Below are 16,143 nucleotides of genomic sequence, written 5' to 3'. Positions count from 1 at the left end.
TCACAGCAGCAACACAGTCAACTTTGGTAACAAGTGGGGATCGATCCCACATCGGCAGCGTCGCGATTGGCGCGCTAGCCGCCCAGACGGGTGTGCATCTCCCAGACGAGGATTTCCGCGTCGATGGTCGCGGTGACCCGGGCGGCCCCGGTGTCGGTCAGCCGCACGGCATCCCCCTCGGTCAGCTCACCCGCGCCCTCGAGGGCTACGGCGCCGCGCGCGACGTAAAGATGCACGAAGGGTGCGGCGGGAAGCTCGACGCTGTTGCCGGCACGGATACGGGCCGCGTGCAGCGCCGCGTTCTTCTGGGCGATGGTGATCGCCGTCTGATCCCGGTGCCGCAGCATTCCGGAGGCCACGGTCACCAGCCCGCCGGCGAGCAGCTCTGCGTCGATCTCTCGTTGTTGGTAACCGGGATCGATCCCGGAGTCATCCGGGGTCACCCACATCTGGACGAATCGCACCGGATCGCTATGCCGCTCTCCGGACAACCGCCAGGAGTCGTTCTTCTCCGAATGCAGGATGCCGGTACCTGCCGACATCCGTTGTGCCAGACCGGGGTAGATCACCCCGGCGTTACCCTCAGAATCCTGGTGGACCAGGGATCCCTGGAGGACCCAGGTGACGATTTCCATGTCGCGATGGGGATGCGTGTCGAATCCGGCACCCGGCAGCACGATGTCGTCGTTGTTGACCAGGAGCAGCCCGTGATGGGTGTTGTGCGGGTCGTAGTGCTCGCCGAAGGAAAACGAGTGCTTGGAATCCAGCCACGAGATTGTGGTCGCGAGCCGCTCACTCGCGCGCCTAATGTCGATGGCCATATACCGACAGTAACGCCACGCAGAGAATCCGGGGAATCGTCTGCGTGGCGTTACTGCCGGTGAAAGATTCGGCTTACCAGTCGGCTTCGGTGTACTTGATGACGCCGCGGATATTCTTGCCGTCGAGCATGTCCTGGTAGCCCTCGTTGATCTGCTCCAGGCTGTAGGTGGTGGTGACCATCTCGTCGATCTTCAATAGGCCCTGCTTGTACAGGCCGACAAGGCGCGGGGTCTCGGTGTGTGTGGTTCCGCCACCAAAGATGTTGCCCTTCAGCGTCTTCTGCAACATGGTGAACAGGAACAGGTTGAACTTGACGTCCACGTCGACCATGGCGCCCATGCCGGTAACCACACAGGTGCCGGTCTTGGCGGTGAGGATCATGGCCTCTTCGATGTATTCGCCCTTCATCTCGCCGACCGTGATGATGGTCTTCTGCGCCATGATGCCCCAGGTCAGGTCCATAACGGGCATGATGGCCTCGGCCATCGAGGCGTAGACATGGGTGGCGCCGAACTTGAGGGCCTGCTCGCGCTTCCACGGCACTGGGTCGATCGCGATGACGTACCGGGCTCCGGAGACGACGGCGCCCTGCAAGGCACTCATGCCGATTCCGCCGACGCCGACGATGATGACGTCTTCGCCGGCCTTGACCTCGGCGATGTTGGTGGCGGAGCCGAAGCCGGTGGGCACGGCGCAGCCGAGCAGAGCGGCCGACTCGAAGGGCACGCTGTCGTCGATCTTGACGACGGAGTCCTCGTGGACCACGGCGTACGGCGAGAAGGTGCCGAGCAGGTTCATTGCCGAGACGGGGGTGTCGCCGGTGTGGATGCGATTGGTGCCGTCGGAAATAGCCTTGCCGCCCAGCAGGATTGCGCCCCGGTCGCACAGCGATCGATAGCCGCGCATACATGGCGGACACTTACCGCAGGCCGGGATGAAGGCGAAGATGACGTGGTCGCCCTCCTGGACGGAGGTGACGCCCTTGCCCACCTTGGTGACGACGCCCGCGCCCTCATGTCCGGGCAGCACCGGCAGTTCCATCGGGGTGGCGCCGGTCAGCACGTGGTAATCGGAGTGGCACATGCCGGCGGCGTGCAACTGGACCTGAACTTCGCCTTCAGCGGGATCGCCGAGCGTGATGTCGTCGACGACGATCGGCTTGTTGAGCTCGCGAATCAGCGCGCCTTTTGTCTTCATTGACTGGCTAGTCCTTCCAGATACACGTGAACCAGATCACTCTCGTGGACGAGGATAGCGGCTTTGGGCGAAAAGTGAAACGCGTTCTAAAAGCGCGTGGTCAGCGAGCCAAGAGGGGCTCTGACGACTATCTATGCATGATTATGAGGTCTTGTGCGGAACGCCTGCGATGAGGCCGCCGTCAATGAGGAACTCCGCTGCCGTCGAGTAGGAGGACTCGTCGCTGGCCAGGTAAAGAACCAGAGCCGAGACCTCGGCGGGGTCCGCCGCCCGGCCCAGCGGGATCTGTAGAAAGTCTTCCGGGATACCCGCCGTCATTTCGGTCCGGATGAGTCCGGGATGTACGGAGTTCACCCTGACGCCGTGCGGTGCCAGCTCGAGTGCAACCGACTTGGTCAGCCCGCGCACCGCGAATTTCGTCGCGGTGTAGCCGTGCAGGCCGGGGCTGCCGCGGTAGCCCTCAACCGACGAGATGTTGATGATCGACCCAGCCTTGTTGTCGATCATCGTCTGCGCTACCGCCTGACAACCCAGGAATGTGCCCGTCAGGTTGATATCGAGGATGCGTTGCCACTCGGAGAGCTCGAAGTCCGTGAGCAGGTTGCCGTTGGCGATACCCGCGTTGTTGATGAGCACATTCACCGGTCCGAACGTCGTATTAGTGGCCGCGACGGCATCGATCCATTGCTGCTTGTCAGTGACGTCCAGGTGCACGTAGTGAGCACTCGGGCCCAGGGCGGCGGCTAGGGCTTGACCGGCCTCGTCGAGAAGGTCGCCGATCACCACGTGGGCGCCCTCGTCGACGAGGGCGCGCGCATGGGCGGCGCCCATCCCACGTGCTCCTCCACTGATCAGAGCAATTTTCCCGGTGACGCGTCCCATGCGATGTCTCCTTGTCGGTCGACGTGGGCGCCACCGTACACCAGGTATCTCAGGAGACGCCGGCGTCTCGTTTCTCCCAATATTTCTGGCGGAGAACTCGTTTGAGAATCTTTCCTGCTCCCGACAGGGGAAGCTCGTCGACGAACTCGAAGCTGCGAGGAACCTTGTAGTTGGCGATGTGCGCGCGGCAGTGCTCTTGCAAGTCGCTGTCGCAACACACGGCTTCCGTCTGTTTGACGATTACGGCGTGCACGCGTTCACCCCACTGCTCGTCGGGGATACCGATCACCGCGCATGCCGCCACCGCCGGATGCTTGGCCAGCGCATTCTCCACCTCGGCCGAGTAGACGTTCTCGCCGCCGGTCACCACCATGTCCTTGATGCGGTCGACGATGTATACGTAGCCCCGGTCGTCCATCCGGCCGGCATCGCCGGTGTGCATCCACCCGCCGCGGATGGCCTTTGCCGACTCATCGGGCAGTTCCCAGTAACCCAGCATGACGTTGTCGCCCTTGACGATTACCTCGCCTATCTCGCCGCGAGGCACCTCGTTGTCGTCCGGGTCGACGATCTTGACCTCGCAGTGCGGCGCCGCGCGTCCCGCCGAGCGCAGCAGCGCGGGGTCGTCATGATCATCGGGTAGTAGCAGTGTCGCCACGGGAGAGACCTCGGTCATCCCGTAGGCCTGGGTGAATCGCGCGTTGGGGAACACCTGCTTGGCGCGCTGCAACACCGCCTCGGAGATGACCGAGGCGCCGTACGTGATTCCGCGGATGCCGCTGAGGTCGAGCTCGGCGGCCGCCGGATGATCCACCAGCATCTGAATCATGGTGGGTACCAAGAGCATGTCCTGAACGTCATGTTCGACGATGGCATCCAGCACGCCCTGCGGAGTGAACGACGGGATGATCACGTGCGTAGAACCGGACAGGTTCCCCGCCATCACGGCGCTGAAGTCGGCCATGTGGAACATCGGTGCCGAATGCAGTAGGCGGCCGCCCCGGGTGAGGAAGTTGCCGGTGGACAGCGACCCCATCGCCGACGTCAACACATTGTCGTGAGACAGCATGACGCCCTTGGGGTTTCCGGTGGTCCCGCCGGTGTAGAAGACGCCCAGCAGGCTAGCGCCCCCGGTGCGGGTGTCGCCGATGGGTTCGTGTGCGGCCAGGAGGTGCTCATACCCGGTCATGTCGTCGGGTGTCGGACCGTCACCGCAGTAGATGACGGTGTCCAGGCATGCACACGCGGTGCGCAAGGGCGCGGCGGCAGCCTTGAACACGTCGTCGACCAGCAGCACACGAGTGCCGGACTCGCGCAGGGAATATCCGATCTCGGCAAGGCTCCAGCGGATGTTGACGGCGTTCAGTGCGGCGCCCAACCACGGCACCGCGGTGAGGTATTCGACGTAACGGTCGGAGTTCAGCGACAGCATGCCCACGCGGTCGCCCGGTTGGACGCCGAGCGATGCAAGCCCCGCGGCCAGCCGGGCGACACGGTCGGCGAACTGCTCCACGGTGCGTTCCCGACCCTGATCGATCGTGATGGGGCGGTTCGGGTCCTGCTGTAGGGCACGGTGCAGCCACTGGGTGAATTGCATACCCCGATCTTGCCGTCCTGGGCTGTCTCGAGTGTGGAATTCGTCGAGCTAACAGGCAATGCTCGGTGTCCCGGTACGATGTGTGCAGGGGCAACGGTTAGCGAGGGGGGATCGTGTCTGAGGGGCTGCTGATCGCGACGGGTGTCGCTCTCTTCGTGCTGGTCTTTGCGGGGGTGTGGTTTCTTTCGTCCCGGATGCGGCAGAAGAGAATCGCCGCCCTGAGCGCCTGGGCCCAGGCGCACGGTTGGACGTACACCGCCGAGGACCAGAGCCTGCTGGGGCTGTCCCATGATGAGCCCTTCGGGCAGGGGCATAGCCGCAGGTTTCAAGACGTCTTCAACGGCAGCATTGGCCGTCACGAATTCGTGTCATTCCAGTACATATACAAGGTGACCACCGGCAGTGGTGACCAGCGGAGCACCGAGACCTACTACTTCATGGTGACCTGCCTCGTCACGCCTCCGTCGCCGTATCGGCTCGAGATCAAGCCCGAGGGCCTACTCGCGGGACTCGCTCGTGCGGTGGGGTTTACGGATCTGGAGTTCGAATCGGACGAGTTCAACAAGCGGTTCAACGTCAAGGCCAATCCGGAGCGGTTTGCGTATGACGTGCTCAATCCGCGGGCCATGGAGCGGATGTTGGCCGACCAAAGATATTCGCAGCCCTTGCGATTCGAGAACGGGAGACTGCTGACCTGGCGCCGCGGCAAGCTCGATGAGCAGAGGATCGCCAGCGAGGTGCAGTACCTGATAGATACCGTTGAACCAATCCCGGCGTATGCGTGGGAACAACACTAGGAGAAGGAAATGACTCCACTTCTGATTGTCATCGTCGTGGCGGTGTTTTTCGCGCTGGCGATTGGACTTTGGCTCCTGACCACATACAACGGTTTCGTCAGGATCCGCAATCTGGTCCAGGAAGCGTGGAAGCAGATCGATGTCGAACTCCAGCGACGCCATGACCTCATTCCCAACCTCGTTGAAGTAGCCAGCACGGCAGCGCAATTCGAGCGAGATACCTTGCAGCAGGTGACCGCTGCGCGCAACCTTGCCCGCGACGCGGCCGCCACACATCAGGGCGTGACGGCTCAGGCCCAGGCCGAGCAGCAGCTCTCTGGAGCCTTGGGGCGCTTCTTCGCCATCGCCGAGAGTTACCCACAGCTGCAGTCGATTCAGAACTTCGTCGCACTTCAGGGCGAGCTCGCCAATACCGAAGATCGCATCGCGGCGGGCCGGCGCTTCTACAACGGCAATGTGCGTGCGCTCAATACGAAGGTCCAGACGGTCCCCTCCAACATTGTGGCGAAATGGTTCGGGTTCACCGCGGCCGATTACTTCGAGCTTGACGATCCAGCGGCGCGAAAGGTGCCCAACATTCGCGGAGCCTTCGACCGACTGAATCCACCTCCACAGCAGTAGGTGAGTGCGCTGGACTTGTGCTGCTGGGCGTGTGGTTGTTCAAGGCAGTTCAGCGGAATCGTCAACGGCGCTCGGCGTGGTTGTGGTCCTTCGCGTCCGGGCGGGGATGGAGTTTCGCCGAGAATGAACCCGGTCTCGTCAGGCTTTCGGCCCATGCGCCATTTGGTTTGGGACACAGTAGATCCGCGACGGACGTGATTCGCGGTGTCATTGAAGGGGCGCCCTTCGTGTCGTTCACCTACACGTATCGGACGGGCGACTCATCGGAGAACTCCGAGGTCACCTACACCGCTATGGTGACGTGTGTGCGGACTCCGCCGTCGCCGAACATGCTGGTGGTGACTCCCGAAGGGGCGCTGTCCGGACTGAAGGAGGCCATGGGGCTCGGGGATCTCAAGTTGGAGTCGGAGGACTTCAATCGGCGCTTTCACATCCGCACCAACAACAACCGATTCGCCTACGACGTACTGAATCCCAGCACCATGCACCGCATGCTGACCGACCGGCGGTTTCAACTGCCGATGAGGTTCGATAATTCCAACCTGTTTACCTGGAGGTGGGAGGCGCTCAGGCCAGAATGGGTTGAGCCGCACGTGCGGCACCTGATCGATATTCTGCGCGCCGTTCCCGAGTACGCATGGGAGCGGCGATGAGTTTCCGGACTCCGGGTGGTCGGTACTGATGAACGGTGGAAACGCCGCCGTCTACGCACTGAGGAGACCCGATGTCCCGCATGCTGTTCGTCAACCTTCCCATCGCCAATGCCGCGGCCAGTCGTAAGTTCTTCGATCACCTCGGCTTCTCTTTCAACGACCAGTTCTGCGACGAGAACACCCTCTGCATGGTCGTCAACGAACAGAGCTGGGTGATGATGCTGGAGGAAGAACGATTCCGCGGTTTCATCGCCGACGACATCACCGACACGTCCAAGAATCGTGAAGTGCTGCTCTGCGTTTCGGCCGACAGCCGCGAGGGTGTCGACGAACTGACGGATGCGGCGCTTGCTGCCGGTGGGGTGGATTGGATGCCGGCGCAGGAACTTGGCTTCATGTACGGACGGTCGTTCCGCGACCTGGACGGACACGTGTGGGAGGTCAGCTGGATGGATCCGGCACACCTGCAGTAGCTACCCGCGATCGGTGCTGCCTTACGTAGAGTCGTTCATCAGGGTCACAGGGGCCCGCTCTACGTAAGGCTCACATGATTTTCAAGACTCTCGGGATCCCGGCCGCTCTGGCGGCGCTCGTGATCGGTGGTGGCGTGGCCCCCGCGCAGGCGACCGACGTCTTCACCCCGGGATCACCCAACGGGATCGACAGCTACTTTCCGCAGGATGGCAACGGCGGCTACCGGGTCACCCAGTACGACCTGACGCTGCGTTTCGATCCGGAGACCACCGATGTGAACGGCACGATGGTGATCCGCGCGGCCGCCACCCAGAACCTGTCGAGCTTCAACCTGGACTTCTCGGATCTGGGAACGGTGACGGCCTCCGTGGACGGCCGGCCGGCCGCCACCGAATTCAGCGGCGAGCACGAGATGACTGTCACGCCGGACAAGGGCATCCGCACCGGAAGTTCCTTCACGACCACGGTCACGTACGCGTTCAACGAGCAACAGGAGGCCAAGGAACGTGGTCTCGGCGCGCTGGCGGGTTGGGTACGCAGCACCAGCGGTGGCTATGCCAAGGGCGGTGAACCCGACGGTGCCGAGAACTGGTACCCGTCAAACAACACCCCGGTGAACAAAGCGCCGTTCAAACTCACCGCGACGGTGCCGTCCTCGTGGGTGGCCGTGGGCGGTGGCCGGGAAGGCAAAGCCACCGAGTCCGGCGGCTGGACCACCACCACCTGGAATGAGCCGAATCCCGTTGCCATGTACCTGGTTCCGTTCGCGGTGGATCATTTCTCGGTGTTCCGGTCCACCTTGCCCAGTGGTACTCCGGTGGTGAGCGCGTTTGCGCCCGACGCCGGCTCCGGTAACGCCGAGGCACGATTGCCCGAGGTGCTCAGTTTCCTGGAATCCAAACTGGGCAAGTACCCGCATGTCGCGGCGGGCGGCATCTTCGCCGACCCGATGCGCGAGGACATTTCATTCAGCGCCCTGGAGACTCAGACCCGCCCGTACTACACGTTCAGCCGCGATACCGAGGAGGAAAAGCGACTGTCGGTGGTGGTGCACGAGAACACCCACGAGTGGTACGGCGACGTGGTGTCGGTCGAGCAGTGGCGCGATATCTGCCTCAACGAGTGCTTCGCCTCTTACCTGCCGTGGATGTGGTCGGAGGAGAAGGAAGGTAAGTCCATCGACAAGCACTATCGCGAGACCGTCGAGAAGATCTGGGATGAGGACAAGGTGTGGGGGAACCTGCTCTACGACATGTGCCCGGACGCTGCCGAATGCAATGCGGACGAGGTCTTCAACCCGCTCGGTGTGTACGGCAAGGGCCCGCTGGCACTTCATGCGCTGCGCCGCACCATCGGGGACGGGCCGTTCCTGCAGATTCTGCGGTCATGGCCGTCGGTGCACAAATGGGGCAATGCGACCTGGCCGCAGTTCGAGGCGTACGTGCAGAAGGTCACCGGTAAGGACCTCTCCGGATTCTTCACCGCGTGGTTCCACAGCACCACCCGCCCCGCGGACCAGTACCTATTCCCGGGGAGCCTCGCTCAACGGTAAGCGGCTACGCCGAGACCGAGGTTGTGGCGCGAAAAGGCGAGACGAACCCGCCACAACCTAGGTTTCGAGTTCGGTGAGTTCGGTTGGGAGACCGAACTTCTCGAACAGTGAGATGTCGAAGAAGCACACCACATGGGCTACGCCGTCGGGGGTGACGTCCAGCACGTGCATCTGGAACGGGCGGTGCACCCCGTCGCCCTCGCGCATGTAGAGGCCGATGGCGGGCTGCCCGTTGGCTGACGTCTCGAGCAGGCGCATATCGCCGGCGTGCTCGGCCGGGCACTGTTCCTTGATGAGTGTGGCGATGCTCTGCCCGCCCTGATACCAACCGGTGAACGGTGGCATCTCCCAAATCGCTTCGGTGGTGAACATTTTCGCGATCGCATCGACGTCATAGCGCTCAAATGCGTTGATGTACTGGCGGAGCTGCTCGCGCAGCATCGGGTCCTCGGGTTCCAGCAGGGTCTCTTCCCGTGGCGACACTTCTTGCAGCTGTGCACGGGCACGTTGCAGCAGGCTGTTCACCGCGGCGGTGGTGGAGCCGATCGCCTCGGCGACCTCCTGGGCTTTCCACTGCAGCACCTCGCGCAGCACCAGCACCGCGCGCTGCTTGGCGGGTAGATGCTGCAGTGCGGCGACAAACGCCAGGCGGACCGACTCCCGTGAACCCACGATGCTGGCCGGATCGGTCGCGTCATCGGGCAGTGGCTCGAGCCACGGGATCTCGGTGCGCTCGTCCAACTCGGCGAGCGGGTCGGCGCTGGGGGCTCCCAGTCCGGTGGGCAACGGACGGCGCTGCTTGCCTTCCAGCGCCGTCAGACAGGTATTGGTGGCGATCCGATACAGCCAGGTGCGCACCGACGACTTGCCCTCGAACCGTTCGTAGGCCTTCCAGCCGCGCAGGTAGGTCTCCTGCACCAGGTCCTCGGCATCGTGGATGGAGCCCGTCATCCGGTAGCAGTGGGCCAGAATCTCGCGCCGATATTGTTCGGTGTGCGAAAGAAATTCATCCTCGATGGCTTGTGCCGTCACGGGGGCGACAATAGTCGCGTCCACCGACACGTGTCAGCCGGTTACCGGGTGTTGACGTGCACTGGCAGCTCGTCATCCCAGGGCTGACGGTTGACCATGTCGGCCACCCGAACGTAGCCGCTCTCGAACTCGCCGGTGGCCGCGTCCACGAGTCGATATTGCTGGGTTTGACGATGGATGGGCTGGGCATCGAGCAAGACGATGCGCACCTCACCCGGCTCGAACTGGCACCGCTCCTGCATCGCGGCGATCAGCTGCTCGTTGTGCATGTGCCCGTCGCCGAAGTTCCAGCCGATCGCCGTGCTGCAGATCCGTTCGCCGTCGGTGATGACGTAGTCATCTTCGCGGTCGCGACCACTCGGGCCCGCCATGGCCCGGTGCGCGAGCGTGAACATGGCCCGGCCGTGCGTGTTCATGGCGCGGAACGCATAGCCGATGTACATGAGCAGCGGTGCCTGGTCGGTGCCGTAGTAGCGCTCCATCTGGGCCTGCGGCATGCTCGCGATCGCCACGATGCCTTTGTCGATTTTCGCGCTGGCGGACGGTTTGATGCACCACAGTGTGGTATCCCAGTTGCCGGCGTAGTAGCGCATGCCGGGTAGGAAGGAAATCTTGCGGGGCAACAGGTTTCCCGTGACAACCACCCCGGCGCTCAGGGCGAATAGGGCAAGCACGGGCACGGGGTGTTCCATATCGCGCAGACCGATGTTCGCGTGCGCGAAGAACAGCGACAGCACGCCGAAGATCATGAACACATTCCACTCCAGCGGCACACCCATCGGGATGGCGGTGAGGATGCCCAAGTGGAAGCACACCATCACGATGGCGGCGACCGTGGTGACCCAGCCGCCGTGACTGAAGAACAGTGCGATGGGTACCAGCATCTCGATTGCGGTGCTCAGATGTGCGACGACGCGGGAGAGCCGTCCGGGGCGCAGGTCGTCGGGGAACTTCTCGAAGAACGCCCGCTTGAGCCGTTTGGCGCGGATGAGCGGGTTGTTGGACATCATCGTCGAGATGACAAAGGGGAAGTGGTGGTTGAGTTTTGACGTTGCCGCACCCATCCAGATGACGACGAAGATCAGTTTGGCGGCGACGATCATGTCGGCCCCGGTGAAGAGGAATGTCACGGTGAGGGCGCCGTACACCTCGCCGCGGGCCGCCAGGAAGATCACCTTGTCGCGCAGGCCGGCGATGGCCAGCAATCCGAGGATGGCGACGACCGGCCAGAGGGGCAGCAGCCCCGTCGGTGCGGGCTGGGAGAACAACGCGACCAGGAGCATGGCCAGCAAGGCGGCGTACAGCACCACGTCCACGGGGGTTCGCGCGCTGCCTCGGGTGAGGGGGATGCGTGGCCAGGGCGGCAGGCGAATGGTGCTGGGACGCAACCAGTACAGGATTGAACCCAGGGGAGGGAAGAACCTGTTGTTGAGCGGGCCGAAGCCGCAGCCGAGGCCGATGACCTCGAACAGCATGGTGTAGAGCACCACCTTCTGGAAGACGATGGGTGCGGACCAGTCGGCGGGCCCGACTCCGTCGGTCGAGACCATGGCGAACAGCCAGCCGCCAAGGATGTACAGGCCGATCTTCAGGACGTAGAAGAGATGCAAGGCCACCGGTGTCCCGAAGCCCACCTCGGCCCAGTGCCGGGCCATCGGACGTATCTTCTCGGCGCGGGTGCCCTTGCTCCATTCGGCGATATCGACGACGGGCAGTGTGGGCTTGAGGAATCCCATGGCCCCACACTAGAACGTGTTCTAGTTGAGGATGGCAGGTTCGGCGGTTCCGTAGAGTTTTCGGGGTGAGTGGATCTCGGGTGCAGCGCGCCTTCGACGGCGCCGACAACGTGCGGATTGTTTATGACACCTGGACGCCGGAGAGACCGCCGCGTGCCGTCGTCGTGCTCTCGCACGGTTTCGGCGAGCATGCGCGGCGGTACGACCACGTCGCCCAGCGGTTCAATGATGCCGGGTACCTGGTGTACGCCCTGGACCACCGTGGTCATGGTCGTTCCGGGGGTAAGCGCGTGTATCTGCGGGACATCTCCGAGTACACCGACGACTTCGGCACCCTGGTGGACATCGCGGCACGCGAGTACCCCGACCTCAAGCGAATTGTGCTCGGGCACAGCATGGGCGGTGGCATCGTCTTCGCCTACGGTGTGGACCACCAGGACCGTTACGACCTGATGGTGCTCTCGGGGCCTGCGATTGCCGCGCAGGTCGGATTGCCGTACGTGCTGACGCTGGTGGCTCCGGTGGTGGGGCGTCTGGCGCCCGGGCTGCCGGTGCAGAAGCTCGATGTCAACGCGATCTCCCATGACCCGGCGATCATTGCCGCATACAACGCCGATCCGCTGGTGCATCACGGTCGGGTGCCCGCGGGCATCGGCCGGGCCTTGCTGGGGGTGGGGAAGACGATGCGGCAGCGCGCTGCCGGTCTGCGGCGCCCGGTGCTGACGATGCACGGAGGAGACGACCGGCTGACCGCGCCCGAAGGCAGCGTGTGGCTGTCCGAGTCCGCGCCCGATGCGACGCTGAAGATCTGGAAGGGCCTGTACCACGAGATCTTCAACGAGTTCGAGAAGGAACTCGTGCTCGACGAGGTGCTGTCCTGGATCGACGCCCGGCTCTGACGCGCGGCCGCCGCTACCGCCGCATGGCGGACAGGTCTTGGAAGTCGTGGGTGTGGGCGCCGGACTGCCAGTCGATCCAGTGCTCCCAGCGCCGCATCTTGCCCCGCTGCCAGCGCTGGTCTACCGCCGGGACGGCATGGCGCGCCAGCTCGATCGCGGCGACAAACGGGGCACGGGCGACGAGTGCCGCGGTGCCCAGCCAGCCATTGGGAATCCGATAGAGCCGGCGGTTCCACGGCAGCATGAACAGCCGTGTGAAACCCGCCTGCAGTTGCAGATGGAACAGGCCCCGGAGCCGATTGGCCGGTGATGAGTCGGGACTCGGCGTGAACGACGGGACGAAGGACTCCACGAGTTCACGTGAGGCGTCACCGCCGTCGTAGGCGCGGGTGGCGTCGAAGTGGTACAGGATCCGTACCGCATCGGCGACTGTCTTGGGATAGATGTCATCACAGCGCACCCCGAGCAGGTATCCCAGGTATCGACAAAAATGCAGGGCCGCAATCATTTCCGATCGTGTGGTGAGATAGCCGACCGCCCACAGGCCGAGCCCGGGCGCCACGCTGCCGGCGATAAGTGTCAGCAGCATCTCTGATTGGCTGATGGGCTCGCCCCATTGCTCGCGGCGCCACTCGGGATGCTTGCGCACCCCGCGGCGTACCGAGACATGCATAACGCGGATCTTCATGGTGATCTGCCGGGCAACCGAGTATCGGTCCAGGGCGGCGCCGGGTCGTGCGCATTCCAGCCACCACCGGCTGGTCTCGAGATGCCGGTGCATCGCGCCCTGGCCCGCATAACCACCGGCCAGCGACAGGGGGGTCGCCAGCCAGCCCTCGGTGTAGGTGTCCATGGTGCCGGCGTTGGCGATGGAGCCCATGTCATAGCCCCACCGCCGCCACACGGCAGCACCGGCCTCGATGAGCTGCGGATCGGCCCACGGTGGCAGCGTGTCGAATTCGGCGAACAACGCCCGCATCGACTCCGGTGCCTCCTCGACGGCGTCGATTCCCTCGCTGAGCGCGCGCTCCAGTAACGCGCGGCCGCGCTCCGGGCCGATCTCCCCGTAGTAGACCTCCTCAACGAAGCTCTCGGCGACCGGATCGGTTATCCACAGGCCGGCCCCGTATTGGCGGACTACCTCTTCGGATGGGGTGAGATCGAATCCCGTCCAACGGCGCAGGGTGTTGCGCAGCCCTGTGTGTGCGGGATGTGCGAGATTTTCCGCGTAAGCCGCAGGCAGTACTGCATTTTCCTGAATGGTCACGCGGCCTCCGGTATCTCCGTATGTCTCATGTGCGGCTATCGAAACACAACTCGAACGACTTGACAACAGAGGTTGTCAGAAGTGGGGGTGATGCTTGCCGCGGTCGCATGTCCCCGCGCTCGCCTAATCTGGCCTTCGTGACAGAGGACAAGCAGCTCTCGCGGATCGCCGCACTGCTCCGCCAGGCCGAGGGCACGGACAACGCCCATGAAGCCGAGGCCTTCATGGCGGCGGCGCAGCGCCTTGCCACCGCGACCTCGATCGACCTGGCGGTCGCCCGTGCGCACTCGGCCAAACGAGACGCCCAGGCGCGGCCCACCCAGCGCACCATCACCATCGGTGAGGCGGGCACCCGTGGCCTGCGGACCTACGTCAACCTGTTCGCGTTGATCGCCGGCGCCAATGACGTCACGTGTGATGTCGCATCAAACTCGACGTACGTATATGCCTATGGCTTCGCCGAGGACATCGACGCCGTCCACGCGCTCTACGCCAGTTTGGTGGTCCAGATGGTCAGGGCCTCGGATACGTACATCGGTTCGGGTGCGCACCGGCCCACGCCGACGATCACGGCCCGCCTGAACTTCCAGCTGGCCTTCGGTACACGGGTGGGGCAGCGGCTGGCCGACGCGCGGCAGGAGGCGCGCGCCGAGGCGGTCAAGACCGAGAAACGGGGCACGGGAACCGAACTGGTATTGCGTGACAAAGACATCGAGCTGCGAGACTTCTACAAGGGTGCCTCGACGGCCCGCGGTCAGTGGCGTGCGGTGAGCGCACAGGCCGGTTATTCCTCACACGCCCGGCGTGCGGGTGATCGTGCGGGCCGCCGGGCGAGGCTTGGGAACAGTCCCGAACTGGCAGGTGCGCGTGGCGCATTGGAGCAGAACTGAGCGATCAGTCACGGCCTCAGTCGGATGCCGTCACGCGGACGGCTCATCCGCGTGACACCCAGCGCGCCAAGGTATACGCGGCCGAAGAGTTTGTGCGCACCATGTTCGAGCGCGCGGCCAGCCACAGCCAACGGGATATCGATTTCTTCGGCACCAGGTTGACCCTGCCGCCCGAAGCGCGGTTCGCGTCGGTCGAATCGGTGCAGCGTTACGTCGACGACGTGCTGGCCCTCGTCGCGACCAGATGGTCTGCCGGACCCGTCACGGTGCGTGCCCGGCGGGGAGCGACGGCCGCCCATTACGAGCGTGATGGAGACCGGGCGGCCATCGCCGTTCCCGACGATCGCAACGGAAGCGCCTGGGCCATGCGTGAACTGGTGATCCTGCATGAGCTGGCGCATCACCTGTGCCCGCACGACGCTCCGGCGCACGGGCACGATTTCGTGGCCCTTTATCCGGAACTGGCGGGGCTGGCCATGGGGCCGGAGGTGGAGTTCGTTCTGCGCACCGTCTATGCCCGCGAGGGAGCGCGCTAACGCACGACGGCGATCGCCAGCCCGTCCCAGCCCTTGACGCCCACCGTCTGCAGCGCGGTGGCATCAAGGCGTGGGTTGGACCCCAGTAGTTCCAGCGCGTCCCGCGTCCCCTCGGCGTTCGGTCCGTCTTCGGAGATCCAGCGAATCACGTTGTCTACCACGATGTCCGACCCCGCTGTGGTCAGTCGTAATGCCCAGCCCAGGTAGTTGGGATTGTTGGCCTTGTCGGCGTCGATGAAGACCAGATCGAACGGCCCCTGGACCGACGGAAGATTGTCGAGGGCGCTACCCACCAAGATCTCGACCTGTTCGGCCAGTCCGGCGCGCTCCAGGCTCGCCTGAGCCACGGCGGCATGCTTGGGCTCGTACTCGAGCGTCACGACGGCGCCCTCGGGTCCGACCGCCTTGGCCAGCCACGCGGTGCTGTACCCGCCGAGCGTGCCGATCTCCAGCACGCGGCTGGCCTTGGCGATCGTCGCCAACAGGTACAGGAATTTGCCCTGAGTGGCCGATACCGCGATATCCGGCAGGCCACCGTCGTCTTGTGCCTGCCGAATATGGTCCAGCTCGGCGGCATCGGTAGCGACTGTGCGCTCCAGGTACTGGTCGGTGTCGGTCCACACTGATTGGGAGAGAGTCACTTCCGTGAGGGTACGCTCGTTTCCTGGATTTTGAGTCGCGGGCGTGAATCGCGTGGTATTAACACCTAACCCGCTGTCGTCGCGGCCGAAGGAGTCGGTAATGGCGCTTGTCGACTATCGCGATGTGCTCGGGAAAATCGTCGTCGGTGTTAGTGTCCCGGCCATACTCGGCTTGGGCACGCTCATGGCCAGTCGCTGGGGCAACGCCGTCGCTTACGCAGGCGGCTCCCATCACAAGGCCCTTCTGTACACGTGCTTCTCGATTTTCGCCGTGATCGGCGGAGCTTCGTTGATCATCGTGTTTATCCGGGTGTTGTACGTGTACATGGCCGCGGAATCGGGCACGGCGACATTCGATCCGTGGGATTTGATCTTGCTTGTGTGTGGTCTGGTCAGCCTCGTCGGCGGAATCGCGTACTTCATCGATATTTTCGCCTATGTGCCGCCTAAACCACCCACACCATGGCGGTTTCCTACGCCTAAGTCCCCGCGAATTAGTCCCACGAGGATATTCACCCCGACGACCACCGTCAGGTGGCCGTCGTAA

The 16,143-nt window shown here is 63.8% G+C and carries 17 protein-coding genes; 9 read left to right on the top strand and 8 right to left on the bottom strand.

The annotated features are described in order from the left end of the window. Window positions 1-74: 74 nt before the first annotated feature. From AOT87_RS25445 to AOT87_RS25430, 4 genes are all read right to left on the bottom strand, one after another. Window positions 75-821, bottom strand: coding sequence for a pirin-like bicupin family protein (locus AOT87_RS25445; protein WP_057967270.1), 747 nt, complete (start codon window positions 819-821; stop codon window positions 75-77). Between the two features lie 73 nt (window positions 822-894). Beyond that, entirely contained in the window at window positions 895-2,019 is a 1,125-nt protein-coding gene (locus AOT87_RS25440; RefSeq protein WP_057967269.1) for an NDMA-dependent alcohol dehydrogenase, read from the bottom strand. Between the two features lie 141 nt (window positions 2,020-2,160). Beyond that, window positions 2,161-2,901, bottom strand: coding sequence for a glucose 1-dehydrogenase (locus AOT87_RS25435; RefSeq protein ID WP_057967268.1), 741 nt, complete (start codon window positions 2,899-2,901; stop codon window positions 2,161-2,163). Between the two features lie 49 nt (window positions 2,902-2,950). Beyond that, window positions 2,951-4,498 carry a long-chain-fatty-acid--CoA ligase gene (locus AOT87_RS25430; RefSeq protein WP_057967267.1) on the bottom strand — a complete coding sequence of 516 codons (1,548 nt, stop codon included), beginning with the start codon at window positions 4,496-4,498 and terminating at the stop codon, window positions 2,951-2,953. Between the two features lie 113 nt (window positions 4,499-4,611). Between AOT87_RS25430 and AOT87_RS25425 the strand changes: the two genes are divergently transcribed. The 5 genes from AOT87_RS25425 (at window position 4,612) to AOT87_RS25405 (ending at window position 8,595) form a co-directional block, all read left to right on the top strand. After that, complete coding sequence (locus AOT87_RS25425) at window positions 4,612-5,295, top strand: DUF3137 domain-containing protein (RefSeq protein ID WP_057967266.1); 684 nt, start codon at window positions 4,612-4,614, stop codon at window positions 5,293-5,295. Between the two features lie 9 nt (window positions 5,296-5,304). Then, window positions 5,305-5,916, top strand: a complete 612-nt coding sequence (locus AOT87_RS25420; protein WP_057965525.1) for a LemA family protein — start codon at window positions 5,305-5,307, stop codon at window positions 5,914-5,916. A gap of 227 nt (window positions 5,917-6,143) precedes the next feature. Beyond that, a complete protein-coding gene (locus AOT87_RS25415; RefSeq protein WP_131727313.1) occupies window positions 6,144-6,569 on the top strand; it encodes a DUF3137 domain-containing protein in 426 nt (141 codons plus the stop codon). Window positions 6,570-6,640: 71 nt separating this feature from the next. Further along, complete coding sequence (locus AOT87_RS25410; RefSeq protein ID WP_057967264.1) at window positions 6,641-7,042, top strand: glyoxalase; 402 nt, start codon at window positions 6,641-6,643, stop codon at window positions 7,040-7,042. A 74-nt stretch (window positions 7,043-7,116) separates the two neighbouring features. Beyond that, window positions 7,117-8,595, top strand: coding sequence for a M1 family metallopeptidase (locus AOT87_RS25405; protein ID WP_057967263.1), 1,479 nt, complete (start codon window positions 7,117-7,119; stop codon window positions 8,593-8,595). Window positions 8,596-8,652: 57 nt separating this feature from the next. On the opposite strand, the gene AOT87_RS25400 is transcribed toward AOT87_RS25405, so the two are convergent. Together AOT87_RS25400 and AOT87_RS25395 are read right to left on the bottom strand one after the other, a co-directional pair. Continuing rightward, window positions 8,653-9,627 (bottom strand): sigma-70 family RNA polymerase sigma factor, encoded by a 975-nt coding sequence (locus tag AOT87_RS25400; RefSeq protein ID WP_030097389.1) that lies wholly within the window; start codon window positions 9,625-9,627, stop codon window positions 8,653-8,655. Window positions 9,628-9,668: 41 nt separating this feature from the next. After that, a complete protein-coding gene (locus AOT87_RS25395; RefSeq protein WP_057967262.1) occupies window positions 9,669-11,363 on the bottom strand; it encodes a DUF3556 domain-containing protein in 1,695 nt (564 codons plus the stop codon). A gap of 80 nt (window positions 11,364-11,443) precedes the next feature. On the opposite strand from AOT87_RS25395, the gene AOT87_RS25390 reads away from it, so the two are divergent. Further along, a complete protein-coding gene (locus tag AOT87_RS25390; RefSeq protein ID WP_078344344.1) occupies window positions 11,444-12,262 on the top strand; it encodes an alpha/beta hydrolase in 819 nt (272 codons plus the stop codon). A gap of 13 nt (window positions 12,263-12,275) precedes the next feature. Here the strand turns inward: AOT87_RS25390 and AOT87_RS25385 are convergent, their stop codons facing one another. Next, window positions 12,276-13,529, bottom strand: a complete 1,254-nt coding sequence (locus AOT87_RS25385; RefSeq protein WP_276203759.1) for an oxygenase MpaB family protein — start codon at window positions 13,527-13,529, stop codon at window positions 12,276-12,278. Between the two features lie 137 nt (window positions 13,530-13,666). Here AOT87_RS25385 and AOT87_RS25380 point away from each other — a divergent pair, with 137 nt between their 5' ends. Then, entirely contained in the window at window positions 13,667-14,419 is a 753-nt protein-coding gene (locus AOT87_RS25380; RefSeq protein ID WP_030097385.1) for a DUF2786 domain-containing protein, read from the top strand. Then, a complete protein-coding gene (locus tag AOT87_RS25375) occupies window positions 14,416-14,955 on the top strand; it encodes a TIGR04338 family metallohydrolase (protein WP_075908922.1) in 540 nt (179 codons plus the stop codon). The genes AOT87_RS25380 and AOT87_RS25375 overlap by 4 nt, the downstream gene beginning before the upstream one ends. Here the strand turns inward: AOT87_RS25375 and AOT87_RS25370 are convergent. Then, window positions 14,952-15,596 (bottom strand): O-methyltransferase, encoded by a 645-nt coding sequence (locus tag AOT87_RS25370; protein WP_057967261.1) that lies wholly within the window; start codon window positions 15,594-15,596, stop codon window positions 14,952-14,954. The two genes, AOT87_RS25375 and AOT87_RS25370, sit on opposite strands and share 4 nt — an antisense overlap. Before the next feature lie 100 nt (window positions 15,597-15,696). On the opposite strand from AOT87_RS25370, the gene AOT87_RS25365 reads away from it, so the two are divergent. Further along, window positions 15,697-16,143, top strand: coding sequence for a hypothetical protein (locus AOT87_RS25365; RefSeq protein ID WP_057965519.1), 447 nt, complete (start codon window positions 15,697-15,699; stop codon window positions 16,141-16,143).

The organism is Mycobacteroides sp. H003 (assembly GCF_001440135.1).
GTDB lineage: Bacteria > Actinomycetota > Actinomycetes > Mycobacteriales > Mycobacteriaceae > Mycobacterium > Mycobacterium gwanakae.
The sequence above is the reverse complement of the archived record's forward strand: the minus strand, read 5'-3'. Positions and strand labels throughout refer to the sequence as shown.